23 protein-coding genes are annotated in these 19,040 nt (G+C 64.4%); 11 read left to right on the top strand and 12 right to left on the bottom strand.

The window, feature by feature from the left end:
- Positions 1-9 precede the first annotated feature (9 nt).
- Together P2G62_RS13080 and P2G62_RS13075 are read right to left on the bottom strand one after the other, a co-directional pair.
- Complete coding sequence (locus P2G62_RS13080; RefSeq protein WP_275735343.1) at positions 10-1,074, bottom strand: aminotransferase class V-fold PLP-dependent enzyme; 1,065 nt, start codon at positions 1,072-1,074, stop codon at positions 10-12.
- 127 nt (positions 1,075-1,201) lie between these two features.
- Positions 1,202-1,660, bottom strand: coding sequence for an Rrf2 family transcriptional regulator (locus P2G62_RS13075; RefSeq protein WP_275735342.1), 459 nt, complete (start codon positions 1,658-1,660; stop codon positions 1,202-1,204).
- Between the two features lie 215 nt (positions 1,661-1,875).
- Here P2G62_RS13075 and P2G62_RS13070 point away from each other — a divergent pair, with 215 nt between their 5' ends.
- The 5 genes from P2G62_RS13070 to P2G62_RS13050 all read left to right on the top strand — a co-directional run bounded on the left by P2G62_RS13070 (position 1,876) and on the right by P2G62_RS13050 (position 5,119).
- A complete protein-coding gene (locus P2G62_RS13070; RefSeq protein ID WP_275735341.1) occupies positions 1,876-2,535 on the top strand; it encodes an alpha/beta hydrolase in 660 nt (219 codons plus the stop codon).
- A complete protein-coding gene (locus P2G62_RS13065) occupies positions 2,535-2,801 on the top strand; it encodes a hypothetical protein (RefSeq protein WP_275735340.1) in 267 nt (88 codons plus the stop codon). The genes P2G62_RS13070 and P2G62_RS13065 overlap by 1 nt, the downstream gene beginning before the upstream one ends.
- Before the next feature lie 2 nt (positions 2,802-2,803).
- The gene (locus P2G62_RS13060) at positions 2,804-3,400 is read left to right on the top strand and encodes an HD domain-containing protein (RefSeq protein ID WP_275735385.1); all 597 of its coding nucleotides are present in this window, start codon (positions 2,804-2,806) and stop codon (positions 3,398-3,400) included.
- Positions 3,397-3,804: a hypothetical protein gene (locus P2G62_RS13055; RefSeq protein WP_275735339.1), complete on the top strand. Its 408-nt coding sequence runs from the start codon at positions 3,397-3,399 to the stop codon at positions 3,802-3,804. The genes P2G62_RS13060 and P2G62_RS13055 overlap by 4 nt, the downstream gene beginning before the upstream one ends.
- A 100-nt stretch (positions 3,805-3,904) precedes the next feature.
- On the top strand, positions 3,905-5,119 hold the full coding sequence (locus P2G62_RS13050; protein ID WP_275735338.1) for an NADP-dependent isocitrate dehydrogenase: 1,215 nt from the start codon (positions 3,905-3,907) through the stop codon (positions 5,117-5,119).
- A 76-nt stretch (positions 5,120-5,195) separates the two neighbouring features.
- On the opposite strand, the gene P2G62_RS13045 is transcribed toward P2G62_RS13050, so the two are convergent.
- Positions 5,196-5,435 carry a hypothetical protein gene (locus P2G62_RS13045; protein WP_275735337.1) on the bottom strand — a complete coding sequence of 80 codons (240 nt, stop codon included), beginning with the start codon at positions 5,433-5,435 and terminating at the stop codon, positions 5,196-5,198.
- Between the two features lie 166 nt (positions 5,436-5,601).
- Positions 5,602-5,727, bottom strand: coding sequence for a hypothetical protein (locus tag P2G62_RS13040; protein WP_275735336.1), 126 nt, complete (start codon positions 5,725-5,727; stop codon positions 5,602-5,604).
- A gap of 199 nt (positions 5,728-5,926) precedes the next feature.
- On the opposite strand from P2G62_RS13040, the gene P2G62_RS13035 reads away from it, so the two are divergent.
- The 5 genes from P2G62_RS13035 to typA all read left to right on the top strand — a co-directional run bounded on the left by P2G62_RS13035 (position 5,927) and on the right by typA (position 10,019).
- A complete protein-coding gene (locus P2G62_RS13035) occupies positions 5,927-6,544 on the top strand; it encodes a YitT family protein (RefSeq protein WP_275735335.1) in 618 nt (205 codons plus the stop codon).
- 101 nt (positions 6,545-6,645) lie between these two features.
- Positions 6,646-7,059 carry a hypothetical protein gene (locus P2G62_RS13030; protein ID WP_275735334.1) on the top strand — a complete coding sequence of 138 codons (414 nt, stop codon included), beginning with the start codon at positions 6,646-6,648 and terminating at the stop codon, positions 7,057-7,059.
- Positions 7,060-7,177: 118 nt separating this feature from the next.
- Entirely contained in the window at positions 7,178-7,795 is a 618-nt protein-coding gene (locus P2G62_RS13025; protein ID WP_275735333.1) for a YitT family protein, read from the top strand.
- Positions 7,796-7,797: 2 nt separating this feature from the next.
- Positions 7,798-8,127: an SMR family transporter gene (locus tag P2G62_RS13020; protein WP_275735332.1), complete on the top strand. Its 330-nt coding sequence runs from the start codon at positions 7,798-7,800 to the stop codon at positions 8,125-8,127.
- Positions 8,128-8,198: 71 nt separating this feature from the next.
- On the top strand, positions 8,199-10,019 hold the full coding sequence (gene typA / locus P2G62_RS13015) for a translational GTPase TypA (protein ID WP_275735331.1): 1,821 nt from the start codon (positions 8,199-8,201) through the stop codon (positions 10,017-10,019).
- A 149-nt stretch (positions 10,020-10,168) separates the two neighbouring features.
- Here typA and P2G62_RS13010 read toward each other — a convergent pair whose 3' ends face one another.
- From P2G62_RS13010 to P2G62_RS12990, 5 genes are all read right to left on the bottom strand, one after another.
- Positions 10,169-11,245, bottom strand: a complete 1,077-nt coding sequence (locus tag P2G62_RS13010) for an ABC transporter ATP-binding protein (RefSeq protein ID WP_275735384.1) — start codon at positions 11,243-11,245, stop codon at positions 10,169-10,171.
- A 14-nt stretch (positions 11,246-11,259) separates the two neighbouring features.
- A complete protein-coding gene (locus P2G62_RS13005; RefSeq protein ID WP_275735383.1) occupies positions 11,260-12,066 on the bottom strand; it encodes an ABC transporter permease in 807 nt (268 codons plus the stop codon).
- Complete coding sequence (locus P2G62_RS13000) at positions 12,066-12,944, bottom strand: ABC transporter permease (protein WP_275735330.1); 879 nt, start codon at positions 12,942-12,944, stop codon at positions 12,066-12,068. Before P2G62_RS13000 ends, P2G62_RS13005 begins: the two co-directional genes overlap by 1 nt.
- Positions 12,945-13,097: 153 nt before the next feature.
- Complete coding sequence (locus P2G62_RS12995) at positions 13,098-13,610, bottom strand: hypothetical protein (RefSeq protein WP_275735329.1); 513 nt, start codon at positions 13,608-13,610, stop codon at positions 13,098-13,100.
- The gene (locus P2G62_RS12990) at positions 13,607-15,019 is read right to left on the bottom strand and encodes a PLP-dependent aminotransferase family protein (protein WP_275735327.1); all 1,413 of its coding nucleotides are present in this window, start codon (positions 15,017-15,019) and stop codon (positions 13,607-13,609) included. Before P2G62_RS12990 ends, P2G62_RS12995 begins: the two co-directional genes overlap by 4 nt.
- A gap of 87 nt (positions 15,020-15,106) precedes the next feature.
- On the opposite strand from P2G62_RS12990, the gene P2G62_RS12985 reads away from it, so the two are divergent.
- Complete coding sequence (locus P2G62_RS12985) at positions 15,107-15,304, top strand: DUF1127 domain-containing protein (RefSeq protein ID WP_275735326.1); 198 nt, start codon at positions 15,107-15,109, stop codon at positions 15,302-15,304.
- A 92-nt stretch (positions 15,305-15,396) separates the two neighbouring features.
- Here the strand turns inward: P2G62_RS12985 and P2G62_RS12980 are convergent, their stop codons facing one another.
- The 3 genes from P2G62_RS12980 to P2G62_RS12970 form a co-directional block, all read right to left on the bottom strand.
- A complete protein-coding gene (locus tag P2G62_RS12980) occupies positions 15,397-15,651 on the bottom strand; it encodes a hypothetical protein (RefSeq protein ID WP_275735325.1) in 255 nt (84 codons plus the stop codon).
- A 129-nt stretch (positions 15,652-15,780) separates the two neighbouring features.
- Positions 15,781-17,931, bottom strand: a complete 2,151-nt coding sequence (locus tag P2G62_RS12975) for a Hint domain-containing protein (RefSeq protein ID WP_275735324.1) — start codon at positions 17,929-17,931, stop codon at positions 15,781-15,783.
- A 161-nt stretch (positions 17,932-18,092) separates the two neighbouring features.
- Positions 18,093-18,896, bottom strand: coding sequence for a Hint domain-containing protein (locus P2G62_RS12970; RefSeq protein ID WP_275735323.1), 804 nt, complete (start codon positions 18,894-18,896; stop codon positions 18,093-18,095).
- Positions 18,897-19,040: the final 144 nt, after the last annotated feature.

Here is a 19,040-nt window from a genome sequence, read left to right as displayed (position 1 = left end):
CTTTCCGCGTCAGACCCTTGCGCGGTGTTTTCGAAGTGCCGCGCCGTAAGCGTCGGCAAAGCGCAAGACCTCGTCTCTTCCAATTCCCGGCCCCAGCGACACCCGGATCGCCGAGCCCGCCTGAGCCTCATCATAGCCCATCGCACGCAACACACGGCTGGCACGGACCTTGCCCGAGGAACAGGCCGATCCCGCCGATACCGCAAACCCCGCCAGATCGAGCCGCATCACCTGCGTCTCGCCTTTCCAGCCGGGCGTCAGCACGTTCAAAGTATTTGGAAGGCGCGCAGCGCCCTCTCCCGTTTCGTCAGTCTCCCACCCCGGGAAAATAACATCTTCGGCGGCGGCTTCCAGTGCTGATTTTAGAATATTTCTAATTTCCGCAACTTCCTCCCAGACACCCGCCGCCAGATCGCGCGCTGCCGCCTCGGCCGCAGCCCCGAACCCCGCGATGCCGATCAGGTTCTCGGTGCCCGCGCGCCGCCCCATTTCCTGCCCGCCGCCGCGCAACTGGGCCGCCACCTCGGTGCCGCGCCGCACCACCAGCGCCCCGATGCCCTTGGGCCCGCCCAGCTTGTGCGCCGAAATCAGCCCGGCGGTGCAGCCCAGCCAGTTGAACGCAAAGGGCACCTTGCCGAACGCCTGCGTCAGATCGCTGACCGCCAGCCCTTGCGGCAGATCCTGCAGCACCCCGGTTTCGGAATTGGCCAGCTGCAGCGCCGTGGCGCCCGGATCGGCCACGCCGACGCGGCCCGAGCGCGCCACCGGCAGATCGGGCCGGCACCAGGCCAGCACCGCGTCATGCTCGACCTCGGCACAATGCAGATCACGGCCCGCACAGGCCAGCGCCGCCGCCTCGGTCGCCCCCGAGGTGAAGATCACGTCCTGCCCCTCGGCGCCCAAGGCCTGCGCGACCTGCGCCCGGGCGCGTTCGATCAAGGCTTTCGCCGCGCGGCCCTCGGCATGGACCGAAGACGGGTTGCCCACCACATCCATCGCCGCCACCATCGCCGCGCGCGCCTCGGGGCGCAGCGGCGTGGTTGCGTTCCAGTCCAGATACAGCCTGCCTGCCATCACGCCGCCCCCTTGGCCCGGATAGACGCCTCCGGCGGGAGTATTTTTGCCAAGAAGATGTGCCATTCTCTTTGGCCCAAATACTCCCCGCGGAGCGTCCCGCAGGCGTCAGGCGTGCGCAGATCTGTCATTCGTCCACCACCATGAACAGCGAGGGCACCGCCGGGCAGGGTTTGAGCGTGTTCTTCACCACATCTTCCAGCGTGGTCTGGTGCAGAAACACGAAGACCTGCGCCGACAGGCTTTCCCACAGCCGGTTCGACAGTGATTGCGCGCGCGATCCGCAGACCCCGCCCGAAGCGCCCGCGCCGACATGCAGCGCCGAGACCGTCTCATCCACCGCCTCGAAAATATCGCTGATGCGAATATCCTTGGGCTCTTTCGCCAGTCGATAGCCGCCCCCCGGGCCGCGCACCGACGCCACCAGCCCCGAGCGGCGCAACCGCACGAACAGCTGTTCGAGATAGGGCAACGAGATGTCCTGCCGGCGGGAAATTTCGGCCAGCGAGGTCATCTGCCCCGCGCCCGTGGTCGCCAGATCCACCAGCGCCACCATCGCATACCGTCCCTTGGTCGAAAGTTTCATCGCGCGCCTCCCGGCAGTTTGCGCCCAAAACGCCCGCGCGGCGGGCCAAATGCCGGGCAAAGCATTGACGCCGCGCCTCGGGCCGCTTAACTGAAATTCACCCGAATTCCCGGCATCCCGCCGGGGGTCGTCCCGTCCTAGGGTGTCTGAGCGAAAGCGTCAAGTAAACGCGCGGTCGCACCCGATGGGAACAGGATCAAACCAGACGAGAGACGATGCCCGAAGTCATTTTCCCCGGTCCCGAAGGTCGCCTCGAGGGCCGCTATCATCCGCAAGCCGCGCCCGACGCGCCGATCGCGATTGTTCTGCACCCCGATCCGCAATTCGGCGGAACGATGAACAATCGCGTCGTCTATAACCTGCATTACGCCTTCCACAAGATGGGCTTCACCGTGCTGCGGTTCAACTTCCGCGGTGTGGGGCGCAGCCAGGGCGAATACGATCAGGGCATCGGCGAATTGTCCGATGCGGCCTCGGCGCTGGACTATCTGCAGGCGATGAACCCGAATTCCAAACATTGCTGGGTCGCGGGCTTCAGCTTTGGCGCCTGGATCGGCATGCAACTGCTGATGCGCCGCCCCGAGATCACGGGCTTCATCTCGGTCGCGCCGCCGGCGAACATGTATGATTTCAGCTTCCTCGCGCCCTGCCCCAGCTCGGGCCTGATCATCAACGGCACCGCCGACCGTGTGGCGCCGCCCAAGGACACCGCCGCGCTGGTGGGCAAGCTGCGCGAGCAGAAGGGCATCACCATCACCCATCACGAGGTCGAAGGCGCCGATCACTTCTTCAAGGATGACGAAGCGCATATGAAGCCGATGATCGAGACGGTGCAAAGCTATGTGCGCCGTCGCCTGACGGAAGGCTCGCGCTGATGGCGCTGATCGACGAGCTGGCCGATGCGCTGGCCGCCGATGTGATGGCGGCGATGGAGGAACTGGACGACGACCGCCTGTTCATGGCGGTGGGTTCGGTGATCGGCACCTCTTCGCCGTCGCTGCAAGAGGCGTTTCTGACCTCGTGCCGGTTGCGGATGTCGGCGCAGCGCGGGCGCAAGTTTCTGGACGACACGCTGCGCGCCCGGCGCGAGGGCGGGAAGGCGCCAAGCGCGCCCCGCCCAGCGGAAAGCGGCGGGCATTGAGCGTGAGCGCGCGGCTGGAACAACAGTTCGCCTTTCTGCTGGAAGCGGAAAAGCTGAAATCGGTCTACCGTGCGACCCCGATCGCCGATAATTCGCGGCGTGAAAACTCGGCCGAGCATAGTTGGACGCTGGCGCTTTATGCGCTGGTGCTGGCCGATCAGGCGGGGCCGGGCGTCGATGCAATGCGCGCGATCAAGATGCTGCTGATCCACGATCTGGTGGAAATCGACGTGGGCGATGTGCCGATCCATTCCGGCAACGGTCAGGCCCATGGCGCGGCCGAGATCCAGGCCGCCGAGGCCGCCGCGGCGGAACGGATTTTCAGTCTTCTTCCCAATGACCTGGCCGACGATCTTAAAGCGGCCTGGCACGAATTCGAGGCGGCGCAAAGCCCGACCGCGCGCTTTGCCAAATCGCTGGACCGGGTGCAGCCGGTGATGCTCAACCTGGAAGGCGGCGGCGGGTCCTGGCTGGAATACGATGTCACCTGGGATCAGCTGGAGGGCCGCGTCGGCGTGAAAATCCGCGACGGTCTGCCCGGGCTCTGGGACTGGGTGCGCGCGCGTATTCACCCCTGGTTTGCGGCCCGCGGCAGATGACGAGCGGCTGGAACATGATGTTCCAGTCCCTTGCGCTGCTGGCGGCGATCCTTGGCTTGCTGCTGCCGGAATTTCCCGCCCCGCTGCGCGCGGCCGACGGCGCCCCCTGCCCGCAGGCGGCCCAGATCGGGCCGACGCTCGCGCTGCTTTTCGCGCCGATGCTGGTGCGGCTGACCCGGCACACCCGCAAGGCCACGGCGCTGGAATATGCGGTGCTGGGGCTGGCGCTGACGCCCTTCGTGCTGGGGCTGACGCTGGGCGATTGCGTGTCGCTGCGGGCCAGCGTCGCTGCCCGCAACACGCCGCTGGTGCTGCTGGTTTTCGTGCTTGTGGCGCTGGTGGCGGTGGCCGCGCGGTTGGGCTCTGACGATGCGTGCCGCCTGCCTGCACGCCGGCCGCGCTGACCGGGGGATTTTTTCGGTATACCAAAGCATACCGCACTAGCCAAAGCCGCGCAAATCGGCTATCACGCCGCCAACGAGTCACCCAACCGAGGAGGGAACTATGACCAAGATCAAGGTAGCCAACCCCGTCGTCGAGCTCGACGGCGATGAAATGACCCGCATCATCTGGGATTTCATCAAGAAAAAGCTGATCCTGCCCTATCTCGACATCGATCTGAAATATTACGATCTGGGCATCGAGGAGCGTGACCGCACCAACGACCAGATCACCATCGACTCGGCCGAGGCGATCAAGAAATACGGCGTCGGCGTGAAATGCGCGACCATCACCCCCGACGAGCAGCGCGTCGAGGAATTCGGCCTGAAACAGATGTGGAAGTCGCCCAACGGCACGATCCGCAACATCCTGGGCGGCGTGATCTTCCGCCAGCCGATCATCTGCAAGAACGTGCCGCGCCTGGTTCCGGGCTGGACCAAACCGATCGTGGTTGGCCGTCACGCCTTTGGCGACCAGTATCGCGCCACCGACTTCCGCTTCCCCGGCAAGGGCAAGCTGACGATCAAGTTCGTCGGCGAAGATGGCACCGAGATCGAGAAAGAGGTCTTCCAGGCCCCCTCGGCCGGCGTGACCATGGCGATGTACAACCTTGACGACTCGATCCGCGACTTCGCGCGCGCCTCGATGAACTATGGCCTCAGCCTTGGCTGGCCGGTGTACCTGTCGACCAAGAACACCATCCTGAAAGCCTATGACGGCCGCTTCAAGGATCTGTTCCAGGAAGTGTTCGAGCAGGAATTCGAAGAGAAATTCAAGGCTGCCGGCATCACCTACGAACACCGCCTGATCGACGACATGGTCGCCTGCGCGATGAAATGGAACGGCGGCTACGTCTGGGCCTGCAAAAACTACGATGGCGACGTGCAGTCGGACACCGTGGCGCAGGGCTTCGGCTCGTTGGGTCTGATGACCTCGGTCCTGATGACGCCCGATGGGAAGACGGTCGAGGCCGAAGCGGCCCACGGCACCGTGACCCGTCACTACCGCCAGCACCAGGCCGGCAAGGAAACCTCGACCAACTCGATCGCCTCGATCTACGCCTGGTCGGGCGGCCTGAAGCACCGCGCGAAGCTGGACGACAACGCCGAGCTGATGCGCTTTGCCGAGACGCTGGAAAAGGTCACAGTGCAGACCGTCGAGGACGGCTTCATGACCAAGGACCTGGCGCTGCTGGTCGGCCCCGATCAGAAATGGCTCACCACCATGGGCTATCTGGAAAAGGTCGACGAATACCTGAACAAGGCGCTGAAAGGCTGATCGCCTGACATCGCGGAAAGGGCCGGTCACTGACCGGCCCTTTTTGTTTTCAATGCCTTGCAGGGCGATGCTCAGCTTACCAGCTGTGCTTGATCCAGTCCGGCAGCGGGGGCGAGGCGCCTTTCGGCGGCAGGCCGATGTCGCGGCGCATGTGATCGTCCAGTTCGGTCAGCCGGGCGGCAAGCGGGCGTGCGCCCTGCCCGCGCAGCAGCGCGGCCAACGCCGCCCACAGCACGCGGCGCGCGCCATGCAGGGCGATCATCGTTTCAATCGAGGGAAGCGGGGTCACCCCCGGGTGCACTTCGGTTTTGGTCATGGGATTCCCGGCGCATGGGTGCGACCGGCCTTCTGGTTTTGGTGACAGAAATCCCGGGGCCCTGCGGTCACGACACGCCAGACAAAGGCATGCCTTGCTCAGTTGCGGAACGGTCCGGGGTTAACAGGAAGATCGGAGCGGGAGATCCCGCGATCCGGGCGGCGGATTACACCTGTCGGTGTGCCCCGGCTTGGGTGCCTGCGGCGGTCCATGCGCGGGTGCCCGCGGTGGTGCCCTTGGCGGCCCAGGTCAGCCCACCGGCAATCGGAGCGTAAGCGTATACGTGTGACATGATCCGCTCCCTCTTCCTGAAATTGCCGGATGGCGGGTTTATGGCCTGCCTCGCTGAGTCGCGCCAAACCGGAACGCGCCACCGCGCCGAAAATTGCGTAAACCTGCGACATTGCGGCCACAGACCGCGCTGCGGCGGCGCGATACGACAGTGCTTCTGTCCCTCTTGCCGCCGCGCCCGCGCCGTGAGACAAGAACGCATGACCGAGATCATCGCCGAAAACCCCGCCCGCCATACCCTGCTCGATGATGCGCAGGGGCTGAGCTATGGCACCTTGATGGCGGCCTTCGGCATCGTCATCCTGACCCATCTGGGCCTTGTCACCGGGCAGACCGCCGGTCTGGCCGTGCTGATTTCCTATGCCACCGGCTGGAGCTTCGGCCCGGTGTTCTTCGTCATCAACATCCCGTTCTACTGGTTCGGCTACAAACGGCTGGGGCCGGTCTTCGTGCTCAAGACCTTCATCGCGGTTGCCATGCTCTCGGTGATCTCGATCTACCTGCCGCAATATGTCAGCTTTGCCACGCTCAACCCGGCGGTGGGCGCGGTGCTGTTCGGCTTCCTGTCCGGCTCGGCGCTGCTGGCGCTGTTCCGACATGGGGCATCCCTGGGCGGCGTGGGGATCATGGCGCTCTATATCCAGGACAAGACGGGCTTCAAGGCGGGCTGGACCCAGCTGATCTTTGATGCCTGCGTCTTTGCGATCGCGCTGACCCTGCGCGATGTGACCACCGTCGCCTGGTCGTTTCTGGGGGCGCTGGTGGTCAATCTGGTGATCGCGATGAACCACCGCCGCGACCGTTATATCGCGACCTGAGAGGCGCGCGCCACCGCTGGACGGACAGCGCGCAATCGCCTATCGCGGGAGCTGCGGGATGCAGTATCCCGCTTTGTTTCATGGTCACGAGGATTTTCCTGATGAAATTGAAATCTGTCGCTTTGGCAATGGCTTGCCTTCTGGCAGCCCCGGCATTTGCCGATCCGGTCGAAACCTTCCGCGGGCTGTGCATGGCGCAGCTGGACAATGTGCCCGCGCTGCGTGCCGCCGCGCAGAAACAGGGTTTCAAGATCACCGATCTGGGCGCCAACAGCTTCATGGGCGCGCGCAAACGCACGGACGAATCGATTCAGGTCAACGTCTTTACCAAGGCCCGGTTCGAATGCGCCGTGACCACCTCGGATGTGGCCGACCCCGAGGCGCTACGGGCGCGCTTCTTCTCCGCACTTGGGGTCCAGACCCGGAAATCCCGGGTCAAGGCGCAGATCCAGGGCCGCAGCTATGTGATCAGTTTCGACACCCAAGGCGGCGAGGCGCTGGTGATCGCACGCTGAGCAGCTACGGGCAGGCAGGGCGCATAACGGCCCCCGCCTGCCCCACCCCCACTGCCCGCAAACCCGCCATGCGTTTCGCGCAATGGACGCGGACGCCGCAGTGCGGCATATTTAGGTCATGCATCCTGACCTTACCGCCACGCCGAAACACTATACCCTCTTCGAGGATATCCAGGGCCTGCTGATCGCTTCGGCGCAGGCGGCACTGGGAATTCACCTGCTGCGTGCGGCGGGGCTCGTGACCGGGGGCACCGCGGGGCTGGCGCTGATCCTGTCCTATGTGACGGGGTGGAATTTCAGCCTTGTCTTCTTTGTCATCAATATTCCGTTCTACGGCTTTGCCTATTGGGCGCGGGGGCTGACCTTCTGCCTGAAAAGCCTGGGCACGGTTACGCTGGTTTCGACCATGGCCGAGGCGCTCAAACCGCTTTTGCAGATCGGCCATGTCCACCCCGGTGCCGCCGCCGCACTGTTCGGGATCAGCGCGGGCGTGGGCCTGCTGGGGCTGTTTCGCCATTCGGGGTCTTTGGGGGGCGTGTCGATCGTCGCGGTGATCTTGCAGGACAAGTTCGGCTTCAAGGCGGGCTGGACCCAGTTGATCCACGACCTGACGCTGTTTTCCGTCGCGATCTTTCTGCTGCCCGCCGACCGCGTGGCCTGGTCGCTTCTGGGGGCGCTGATCCTGAATGCGGTGATCGCCTTCAACCATCGGCGCGACTGGTATATCGTGACCTGATGATGACCTATGTCTACCTGCTGATCGCCGTCGCGTTCGAGACCTTCGGTTCCGCCTGCCTGCAGGCCAGCCAGCAATTCACCCGCCTCTGGCCGAGTCTGGGTGTGCTGGCGGGCTTTGGTGGGGCGTTCTGGTTCTTTGCGCTGGTGCTCAAGGTGCTGCCGCTGGGGGTGACCTATGCACTGTGGTCGGGCATCGGAATGGTGCTGATCGCGGGCTCGGGCTGGCTGATCTTCGGGCAGAAGCTGGATCTGGCCGCAATTCTGGGGATCGGGCTGATCATCGCCGGAATTCTGGTCATAAACCTGTTTTCCAACGCCTCTACGCATTAAGCCGCGCTTCGGGCTGGCATAATGCGCGCTTTTCGACTAAGGCCGGGCCAAACCACGAACAGGCGGATCATATGGACCTTCGCAATATTGCGATCATCGCACACGTTGACCACGGCAAGACCACGCTGGTCGACCAGCTTCTGAAACAATCGGGCGCCTTCCGCGAGAATCAGGCCGTGGCCGAACGCGCGATGGACAGCAACGACATCGAGCGCGAACGCGGCATCACCATTCTGGCCAAGGCGACCTCGGTCGAATGGAAGGGCACGCGCATCAATATCGTCGACACCCCCGGCCACGCCGATTTCGGCGGCGAGGTGGAACGCATCCTGTCGATGGTCGACGGCGTCTGCCTGCTGGTCGACGCGGCCGAAGGCCCGATGCCGCAGACGAAATTCGTGACCTCCAAGGCGCTGGCACTGGGGCTCAAGCCCATCGTCGTGCTGAACAAGGTCGACAAGCCTGCAGCCGAACCCGACCGCGCCCTGAACGAGGTGTTCGACCTGTTCGCCAACCTTGGCGCCAGCGACGAGCAACTGGATTTCCCGCATGTCTATGCGAGCGGAATCGGCGGCTGGGCCGATAACGATCTGGACGGGCCGCGCAAGGATCTGTCGGCGCTGTTCGACCTGATCCTGAAACATGTCGAGCCGCCGAAACAGGAATTCCGCGCCGACGAGCCGTTCCAGATGCTGGCCACCACGCTGGGCGCCGACCCGTTCATCGGGCGCATCCTGACCGGCCGGGTCGAGGCGGGCACGCTGAAAGTCGGTGAAACGCTGAAGGCGCTGTCGCGCACCGGCGAGCGGATCGAGCAGTTCCGCTGCACCAAGATCCTGGCCTTCCGCGGCCTGAGCCAGCAGCCGATCGACGAGGCGGTGGCCGGCGATATCGTCTCGATCGCGGGGATGACCAAGGCCACCGTGGCCGACACGCTCTGCGCGCTGGATGTCGACACCGCCCTGCCCTCGCAGCCGATCGACCCGCCGACGATCTCGGTCACCTTCGGCATCAACGACAGCCCGCTGGCCGGCAAGGACGGCTCCAAGGTGCAGTCGCGCGTGATCCGCGAGCGCCTGATGAAGGAAGCCGAAACCAACGTTGCGATCCGCGTCGAGGACACCCCCGGCGGCGAGGCCTTCATCGTCTCGGGGCGTGGCGAATTGCAGATGGGCGTTCTGATCGAGAACATGCGCCGCGAAGGGTTCGAACTGTCGATCTCGCGCCCGCGCGTGATCTTCCGCGAAGAGAACGGCGAACGGCTGGAGCCGATCGAAGAGGTCATCGTCGATGTCGATGACGAATATTCGGGTGTCGTGATCGAAAAGCTGACCGGCAACCGCAAGGGCGATCTGGTCGAGATGCGCCCCGCCGGGCATGGCAAGACCCGCGTCGTGGCCCATGTGCCCTCGCGCGGGCTGATCGGCTATCAGGGCGAGTTCATGACCGACACGCGCGGCAACGGCGTGCTGAACCGGATCTTCCACGACTGGGCGCCCTACAAGGGCCCGATCACCGGCCGCCGCCAGGGCGTGCTGATCTCAATGGAGAACGGGGTTTCGGTGGCCTATGCGCTGTGGAACCTGGAAGAACGCGGCAAGCTGTTCATCGGCGCGCAAGAGCAGGTCTATACCGGCATGATCATCGGCGAGCATTCGCGCGACAACGATCTGGAGGTCAACCCGCTCAAGGGCAAGAAGCTGACCAACGTGCGCGCCTCGGGCACCGACGAGGCCGTGCGCCTGACCACGCCCACCCGTCTGAGCCTGGAAGAAGCCATCGCCTATATCAACGACGACGAGCTGGTCGAGGTCACGCCGAAGATCGTGCGCCTGCGCAAGCGCTATCTGGACCCGCATGAACGCAAGCGGATGTCCAAGACCGAGGGCTGAGGCGACAACCGAGAGCGCCGGGGGCTGTCTGCCCCCGGACCCCCGAGGATATTTATGCCAAGCTGAAAGCAGCCTGCTTCACCTTGGTCGCAGTATCCCGGGGGGTGAGCGGCACAGCCGCGAGGGGGGCAGCGCCCCCCTTTTTCTTGTCAGCGGAACAGCACCAGTGCGCCGGGCGACCAGGCCACGCGGGTGCGGGTGCCGACATCCAGCACCGGGCGGCCGAAGACGTTACGCATCGAGATCCGCACCGGCGCCGCGACCCCGTCGAGCTTGACGTCGTAATAGGTCATGTCGCCGTAATAGACGACCTCGTCGATGGTGCCCGCGGTTTCGCGGTCCTGCGCGGTCTGGCCTTCATACAGGATGGTCAGGGTTTCGGGGCGGAAGCCCACCGAGGCCTCGCCGCCGGTCACGGCGCCGGGGGCCTGCTGCGCCTCGATGTCGAACGCCCCGAGCCCCGCGGCTTCGACCTGAATATGACCGCCCGCCTCGCCCAGGACCTTGGCGGGCAGAAAGTTCATCACCCCGATGAAATCGGCCACGCGGCGCGAATTGGGGCGACGATAGAGCGTTTCGGGATCGGCGAGCTGGGCGATCTCGCCCTCGAACATCACCGCGATCCGGTCCGACATTACCAGCGCCTCTTCCTGGTCATGGGTGACCAGAACGAAGGTGATGCCGACCTGACGCTGCAGCTTGATCAGTTCGACCTGCATCTGTTCGCGCATTTTCTTGTCGAGCGCCGAGAGCGGTTCATCGAGCAGCAGCACCTTGGGTTTCAGGATCAGCGCGCGGGCCAGTGCGACGCGCTGACGCTGGCCACCCGAAAGGGCATGGGCTGCACGCGCGCCATAGCCTTTCAGGCCGACCATCTCCAGCGCCTCGGCGACCATCTTGTCCTTCTCGGCCTGCGGGCGGGTATCGCGGCGCAGACCGAAGGCCACGTTCTGCTGCACGCTCAGATGCGGGAAGATCGCGTAGGACTGAAACACCATATTGGTGGGGCGCTTGTTGGCCGGCACCTGCGACATATCCTTGCCGTCGATCAGCACCGCACCAGAGGAGATGTCCTCGAACCCCGCGATGGTGCGCAAAAGCGTGGTCTTGCCGCAGCCCGAGGGGCCCAGCAGCGAGAAGAACTCGCCCGCGCGGATCTGCGCGGTGATGCCGCGCAACGCGTGATAATCGCCATAATATTTATGGACGTCCCGAAATTCGATCATGGTGGGGCGGGTGGTCACAGGAAGCCTCCGGTATCCTTGCCGCCAGTGCGCGCGATGCCGCGGCGGCGGAAATATTCAGCAATGGTGAGAAGCACGATCGAGGCGAGCACCAGGCAGGTGCCAAGCGCCATGATCATCGGGATCTGTTTGGGGAAACGCAGCTGCGAGAAGATATAGGTCGGCAGCGTGGGTTCGTTCCCGGCCAGGAAGAAGGCGATGATGAATTCGTCCAGCGAGATCGTGAACGAAATCAGGAAGCTGGAAATCAGCCCCGGCATCACCAGCGGCAGGGTGATCAGCCGAAAGGTGGACCATTTCGTCTCGCCCAGGTCATAGGCCGCCTCTTCCAGAGAGCGGTCGAGCGAATTGAACGCGGTGTTCAGGATCGCAATGGCATAGGGCGTGCAGATCAGGATATGGCCCAGCATCACGGTGAAGATCGACAGCGTCACCCCCATGCCCAGCAACACCACCAGCAGCGACACCGCCACGATGATTTCGGGCAGCACCAGCGGCAGCATGATCAGCCCGATGATCCCGCCCTTTCCCGGGAAATTGAACCGCGAGGCGGCGCGCGCGGCGAAGATGCCGAAACAGGTGGCCATCACCGCCGAGCTGACCGCAATGATCAGCGAGTTCTTCAGCGCCCGCCCCAGCGTGTCATTGGCAAGCATCTGGGCGAACCATTCGGTCGTGAACCCCTTGAGCGGGAAGGCGATGATCGTGCCGTCGTTGAACGCGAAGATCGGCAGCAGCACGATCGGCGCATAGAGAAACACCAGATAGGCCAGCGCATAGATCCGAAGTGGCGGGAGTTTCATCATTTCTGCCCCCTCAGGAACTTGCGGTTCAGGAACAGGAAGGCCAGCGAGATCACCGTGACCACCACCATCGCCGAAACCGCGATGGCCGAGCCCATCGGCTTGTTGTCCAGCGGCAGCATCTGCGCCTGGATCATGTTGGCCACCATCGGCAGCTTGCCGCCACCGATCAGCTCGGGCGTCACATAATCCCCGATGGTCGGAATGAAGACGATCAGCACCGCCGCCACCACGCCCGGCATCGCCAGCGGCAGGGTGACGCGCAGGAAGGTCATGAAGCGGCTTTCGCCCAGATCCTGCCCTGCCTCCAGCAGCGAACGGTCGATCTTTTCGAGCGCCACGAAGATCGGCAGGATCGCAAAGGGTGCATAGGCATGCGCCAGCGTGACGGCGATTGCGCCCACGGTGTTCAGCATCCGCAGCGGATCGTCCAGGCCCAGTGCACCCAGGAACGAGTTGATTACGCCGTTATAGCCCAGGATCACCTTCCACAGGAACACCCGGATCAGATACGAGGTCCAGAACGGAATGGTTATCAGGAAGATCCACAGCGACTTGCGCGAGGCGCTGACGTTGAACGAGATGTAATAGGCGATCGGAAACGCCAGCACCACGGTGACCAGCGTCACCAGCCCCGACACGATCAAGGACCGCAGCAGGATCGCCCGGAAGATCGGGTCCGACCAGGTGGCGATATAGTTGTCGAGCGTGAACTCGTGAATGACCGTCAGATAGCCGTCCTTGAAAAAGGAATAGGCAACGATGGTGATCAATGGCGCGGCCAGCATCAGAATGGCGTAGATCGCCGTTGGACTGATCATGGCATAGCCATTGGCGGCCTCGGAACGGGCCAATCGGCTGAGCGGGGTGTCTGACATCCGCACTGTCTCCCTGAACGCGCTCGTGGTGGCGCTTCGGAGGCAGGTTTGCATATGGGATTGGCAGAGGAAAGGGGGGCCGTGCGCTGGCGATGCGGGGAATTGCGGTGTTTTTTGGCGCGCGCTGAAAATTGCGGCAGCGCGGCACGGGGGTTACCCTAGGGCAGCCCGGGCCTCGGGCATGGCGCCATGCAGCAGGGCAATCACGCCCGCCGGCAGCGGGCTGCGCGCCAGCGTTGCGACCAGGGTGCAGGCCGCGCGCGGGTTGCACGGGTCCGACAGGATCAGCGCCCCCTGCCCCGCCAGCAGTGCAGCCCCCAGATGCGCGGCATGATCTGCGGCCACGGCGTCGATCAGCGCAATCGGCCCAATCGCGGGCGCCGCCGCCCCCCCGGACAACAGCGCCGCAGGCAAGGCAGCCCGGCGCATTTCGGCGCTCTGGCCTTGCCAGACGGGCAAGGCCTCCAGGATCGCATGCCGGGCCCGGACATAATCCGCCACCCCGGCCTGCACCACCGCCAGCCCGTCCGGCCCGACCCGCAATCCCTGCCCCAGAGGCGCGCGCCACTGCCCGCCGACGAAATGGGTCAGCAACCGCTCGGGCCAGTCTTCCTCGGGCCATAGCGGGCGGAGCCAGTCCGCATCGGGGGCGCCGGCCCCGGTCATACCGGGATATCCCCGGGCGGGTTTTCCAAAATCCGCACCAGCCGCCCGATGGCCCGCTGGAACCGTTCTTCGGGCACGCCGCCCGCCATCGCGATACGCACGGCATTGGGCGCATGGCCGTCCTGCAGCACATATTCATCGGCCGAGCGCAGCAGCACGCCCTCGGCTTCGGCCACCCGCGCGAAGGTCGAGCCGCGCCAGCCCAAGGGCAGCCGCAGCCACAGGAAGCTCAGCCCCGGCTGCCACGAGATGTCCTGATCGCCAAGCGCCTGCACCACCATCTGCAGACGCCGGCCCATCACCTCTTGCGCGGCATGGCGCAGCGCCATCGCCTCGCCCGAGATCAGAAGCCGGGTCACGATGTCGGTCACCGGGCGCGGCAGGCCGAAGAAGCTGTGTTGTGCGGTCAGGCGCCCGGCCTCGCCCATGCCTTCGGGGGCGACGACGATGCCAAACCGCATCCCCGCCGAAATCGTCTTGGACAGCGAGGTCACATGCCAGCAGCGTTCCGGGGCCAGCGCGCGCAGACTGTCCAGCCCCGAGACCGGCGCGGTGTAGCAATCGTCCTCGATGATCTGCAGATCGTGTTTGCGCGCCACCTCGACGATCGCGCGGCGCCGCTCGGGGCCCATCTGCGCGGCGGTCGGGTTCTGCGCATCAGGCGTGACGCAGACCACCTGCCCGCCGTGACGCCGGCACGCCGCATCCAGCGCGGCGGGGATCATCCCCTCTTCGTCCAGCGCAACCGGCACCACCTCGGCCCGGTTCAGCCGCGCGGCATGGCGAAAGCCGGGATAGGCCAGTTCCTCGCACAGCACCACGGGCCGGTCACCGCGCAAACAGCATTGCAACACGATGTTGATGCCATTCTGCCCGCCATGGGTCAGCACCAGATCGTCGGCGTCAATCATCGACGCCATCGTGCAACCCGAAAACCACTCCAGCGCCGCTTCGCGGCAATAGCGATCGCGGCGCAGGCCCGGATATTCGAGGTATTGCCGCCCGATGCCCTCGGCCGCCTCGGCCATGGCGCGGGCCAGCGCAGCGGTCTGCCCCACATCGGGCAGTTGCGGCGAGCGCAGGTCGACGATTCCGTCGTGATCGTCCGGGTCCATCAGCGGCTGACGATACAAGGGTTCGGTCGGGCCGAGTCGGCGCGATTGTGTCGATACAAAAGTGCCCCGCCCGACGGCGGCTTCCAGCAGCCCTTCTTGCGTGGCAATCTGATAGGCGCGCGCCACGGTTCCCGGCGTAACCCCCAGTTTCCAGGCCAAATCCCGCACGGTAGGCAGGCGCACGCCGGGTGCCAGATCGCCGCGCCGCACCCCGTCACGCAGGGCACGCACCAGCGCAAGATACTTCGGCCCGGCCTGAACGGCGAGATCCGGCTTCCAACTTGTATCAGTCACAATGTTTCTCTGGATTGCATTGTATTGGTTTTGTAGTTTCCACTTAGCAGAAATCATCAGATTGTATCAACACAGAAAAGGTGCCCCATGTTCAGCCTGTCGCTGCGCCGCTCGCCCGCCACTGCCCCCCGCTCGCCCCTGTCGGCGCGCCGCGTTGCAAAGTGGATCGAGACCCGCCGCACCCGCGCGGCGCTGGCCCGGCTGGATGCACATATGCTGCGCGATATCGGTCTGAACCCGGTGTTGGCCGAACGCGAGGCGCATCGCCCGTTCTGGCAAGAATAGGAGCCGCAGTCCCCTGTCGGATCCTCTTCCTGGGCCGGGCTTTGCCCGGCCTCTTTTTATTCAAAATCAATACGTTGAAATAACGTCCGGGATCACCCCAGAACCGCCTCGATAGAGATCGAGCGCTTTTTCAGCTCGGCGTAAAGCGCGGGCAACACCCGCAATTCGCGCGCCGCACGCGACAAGGCCTCGCCCAGCTGGCTTTCGCTGACCGCGCCCTGCACGCGCCAGACCCTGCGCCGCGCCACGCCATCGTCGTAAACGATTTCGACATCGCCACGACGCCCCTTGCGCAGGCCAAGAAAATCGAACCCCCCAGAGGGGCTTTGGAAACCGGATTGTGTCATGTCAAACTGCCCGAAGTTTTTTGTTTTGTATCGGTTAGTCTTCCATGCGCCCATCCTCGGCGCCGGTCAATTCACGGGCGCGTGACGCGGCGGGGTTGCGCACGAACCGGGACCGATGCGCCACAAGCTTCAGGCGGCCATCAACACCCGCACCTCATGCGCCTTCAGGGAAAGCCGCGCCGAGGCCCAGGCACGCCCGCCCTGCGCCTCGCGCAATTCCGGGAAAATTGCAAACAATTCATCGCGCTGCGGGTCATCCATGCCCTGCAACGTCAGATCCCCCGGCTGGAAGCTCTCGGTCCAGGCACCATCGGCCCGAATGATTTCATGGGCATCGAACATCACATGCAGATAGCTGAGCCGCGTCACCGACAGCCGTTCGATCCCCGGCTGACCGACCATATGCGCAGCCGCCGCCAGAACCTCGGCCTCGCCGAAGAACAGTTCGGCGCGGGTGCCCGTCAGCAGCATCCGGTGCTGTGGCGACACAATTATGTCAGCTTCGGGCAGGCCGTTGCCAAGGGCGCCGCGCGCAATCCGCACCGGCTGCAACTGCGGGCTCAACGCCAGATCGACCGCGGTCAGATCGCGCCGCCCGACCCAGCGCAGCGGCTGATAGCCGTTGTCACGGGTCAGCACCTTCTGCCCGGGCCGCAATGCCTCGACCGGAATCGGACCATCGCGCGTCTCGATCAGGGTTCCGGGCGTAAAGCACGGGACATACTGGATTTTCTCGATATTCGTGAAGGTTGTGGTCGACCCGTTGGCCCAGTGGATCACGCCACTTTCGGGATCGTTCTCGTCATAGGTGATGGTCGAGACATCGCGGTCGAGCACCAGAACGTCATAATCGGAATTATCGCCATCTTCCGATCCGTCAACGACACCGCTGGAGCCTTCCTGCAGCCGGATCGTATCCGACCCCAGGCCCCCATTGTAAACGTTGTATCCCGTGCCGCCATCAAGGTAGTCGTTGCCATCGCCCCCCGACAGCGTGTCGTTCCCGTCGCCGCCCGACAGCGTATCGTTGCCAGAACCGCCAGACAGGCTGTCATTGCCGCTGCCACCGTCGACAAGGTCATTGCCCGCCCCGCCCAGAACGGTATCGTTGTCCGCACCGCCATAAAGGCTGTCGTCGCCCCCGGCCCCGTCCATGTAATCGTTGCCGGCATTGCCATAAAACACGTTGGTATAGGCATCGCCCGGCACGGTGGAACTGCCGTCGAAACCGACCAGCGTATCGTTATAGGCGGACCCGAACAGACCATCGACACCCGACAGGGTATCGCCCGCCGCATCGCCGCCCGAGGCGGCGCCGGTGCCCAGGTTGATGTTCACCGCCGCGCCGGAATCGGAGTAATCGGCGTAGTCCATGCCCGAACTGGCCCAGAGCGCATCCGCCCCCGCACCACCATGCAACGTGTCATCGCCGATGCCGCCGTCGAGCGTATCGTTATCCGCCCCGCCATCCAGCGAGTCATTGCCGGCATCCCCGCGCAACGAATCCGCACCCGTCCCGCCCAGAATCGTGTCGTTGCCGTCACCGCCCGAGATCGTGTCATTCTCGGTGCCGCCGTCGATCAGATCGTTGCCCGCATCGCCCTGGATCGAATCCGCGCCCGCGCCCCCCAAGAGGGTGTCGTTACCATCGCCGCCCGACAGAAAGTCGTTACCGGCATCGCCGCGCAGCGAATCGTCGCCGGTGCCCCCCAGCAGCGAATCCGCGCCATCGCCGCCGATCAGCGTGTCATTACCGGCCATCCCCGAAAGGGTGTCATTGCCCGCCTGACCGTCAAGCATGTTCGCGGCCGAGTTGCCGGTCAGCGCGTTCTCGCCACTGTTGCCGATGACATTCTCGAAATTGAGCACAACCGAGGTGAAGGCGACCGTGCTCGAGGTGCCGTCATCGTTCAGGGTAATGCCGTGATTGCCGGGAATGGCCTCGAGCGAGATCGTGTCATTGCCGGTGCCGCCATCCAGAATGTCGGGCGTACCACTGGTGAACCAGCCCGCATAGGCAAGGTCGTCGCCCTCTTCCAGATAGACCTGATCCGAGCCCGACTGGCTGTCGCCTGCCAGCCAGACATCGTTGCCCGCCCCGCCATAGACCGTATCGGTCCCGGCACCGCCTTCGAACGTATCGTTGCCATCCCCACCCAGCAGCAGATCGTTGCCTGCATTGCCCGTGATCGAATCATCGCCGGCAAGACCGCTGATCGTGTCGTTTCTGGTCGTGCCCGACAGGGTATCGTCACCATTTGAACCGTTAATCGTCGCCATGACCGCCTCGCACTGCGCCCGCCAAAGCGGGTTTCACTGCCTGTTCTCGCAGCGGAAGGTGGCGGTTTGCGGTCTGGTTCTGGTTAATTTCCGGGCGCAATTATGGCCGGATCAAGGCCGGATTCCGGGCCTGAGGTCGCGGGGCACACAAGCGCAACGACCTAGCTGCGAACGACCGGAGTGTTCGGATCGACTGTCCCGGTTTCCAGCAGCGGCCGCACCGGCGTATAAAGCGGCGCATCATCGGCAAGCCCCGGATCGGGAAGGATCTGCAACAGCGTGGCGCGCGCCTCGGGCGCCAGCGCGGGCAAGGTCATCCGCGTTGGCTGAAAGCTTTCGGACCAGCAGCCATCGGCCAGGATCAGTTCATGCCTCTCGAACAGGATCTGGACATAATCGACCTCCGGGCAGGCAACGGTACTGACCCCATCCAGCCCGACCAGTTTTTGCGCCATGCTCAGGCATTCCCCGCCGGCGCCGTCATTGGGCAATTGCGTCAGGAAGCGATGGTTGGGCGAGACCAGCATGTCCCGTTCAGGCAGCCCCCCGCCCAGCGCGCCCGCCGCGATGCGGACCGGACGCAACAACGGGTTGAGGCCCAGCGCGCGCCAGCCAAAGCGGCGCTGCCCGATCCAAAGCACGCGCTGCAGCCCGTTGTCACGGGTGACAACGCGGGTGCCTTGAGTCAGGTCACGCACGGCGCAAAGCCCCCGCTCGGTCGCGACGAGTGAATCCGGTGTGAAACAGGGGATGAGCCCGGAAAATTCGCGGGTGTCGCCGTCGAACAGAGACGCGCCCCCGGCAGTGCGCGCGGTGATGGTCCCGTCAATCTGATCGAAGCCGCGGAACGCCAGCCGCAACTCGCGCACAGCATCCGGCCCCTGCTCGGCAAAGGCCTCGGCACCGACGCCTGCGCGCGACATGGAACTGCCCGACGCAAGCAGATGAAGATCTGCAACGGTCATTTTTTCGCCCTCGAGACACCATGGGAACACAACCCAGGAACTCAGAACGCCCCCAAGTGTCACGATACTGCAGGCTTGCGTTTAACAAAAGCTGAACTGCCGCAAAAATGCCATAATCGCCCCGGAACTCTTCGTTTCGGATAG

It is taken from the genome of Paenirhodobacter sp. CAU 1674 (assembly GCF_029222945.1).
Taxonomy (GTDB): domain Bacteria; phylum Pseudomonadota; class Alphaproteobacteria; order Rhodobacterales; family Rhodobacteraceae; genus Rhodobacter.
Note: the sequence above shows the minus strand (reverse complement) of the source record. Positions and strands in the feature narration are given on the sequence as shown.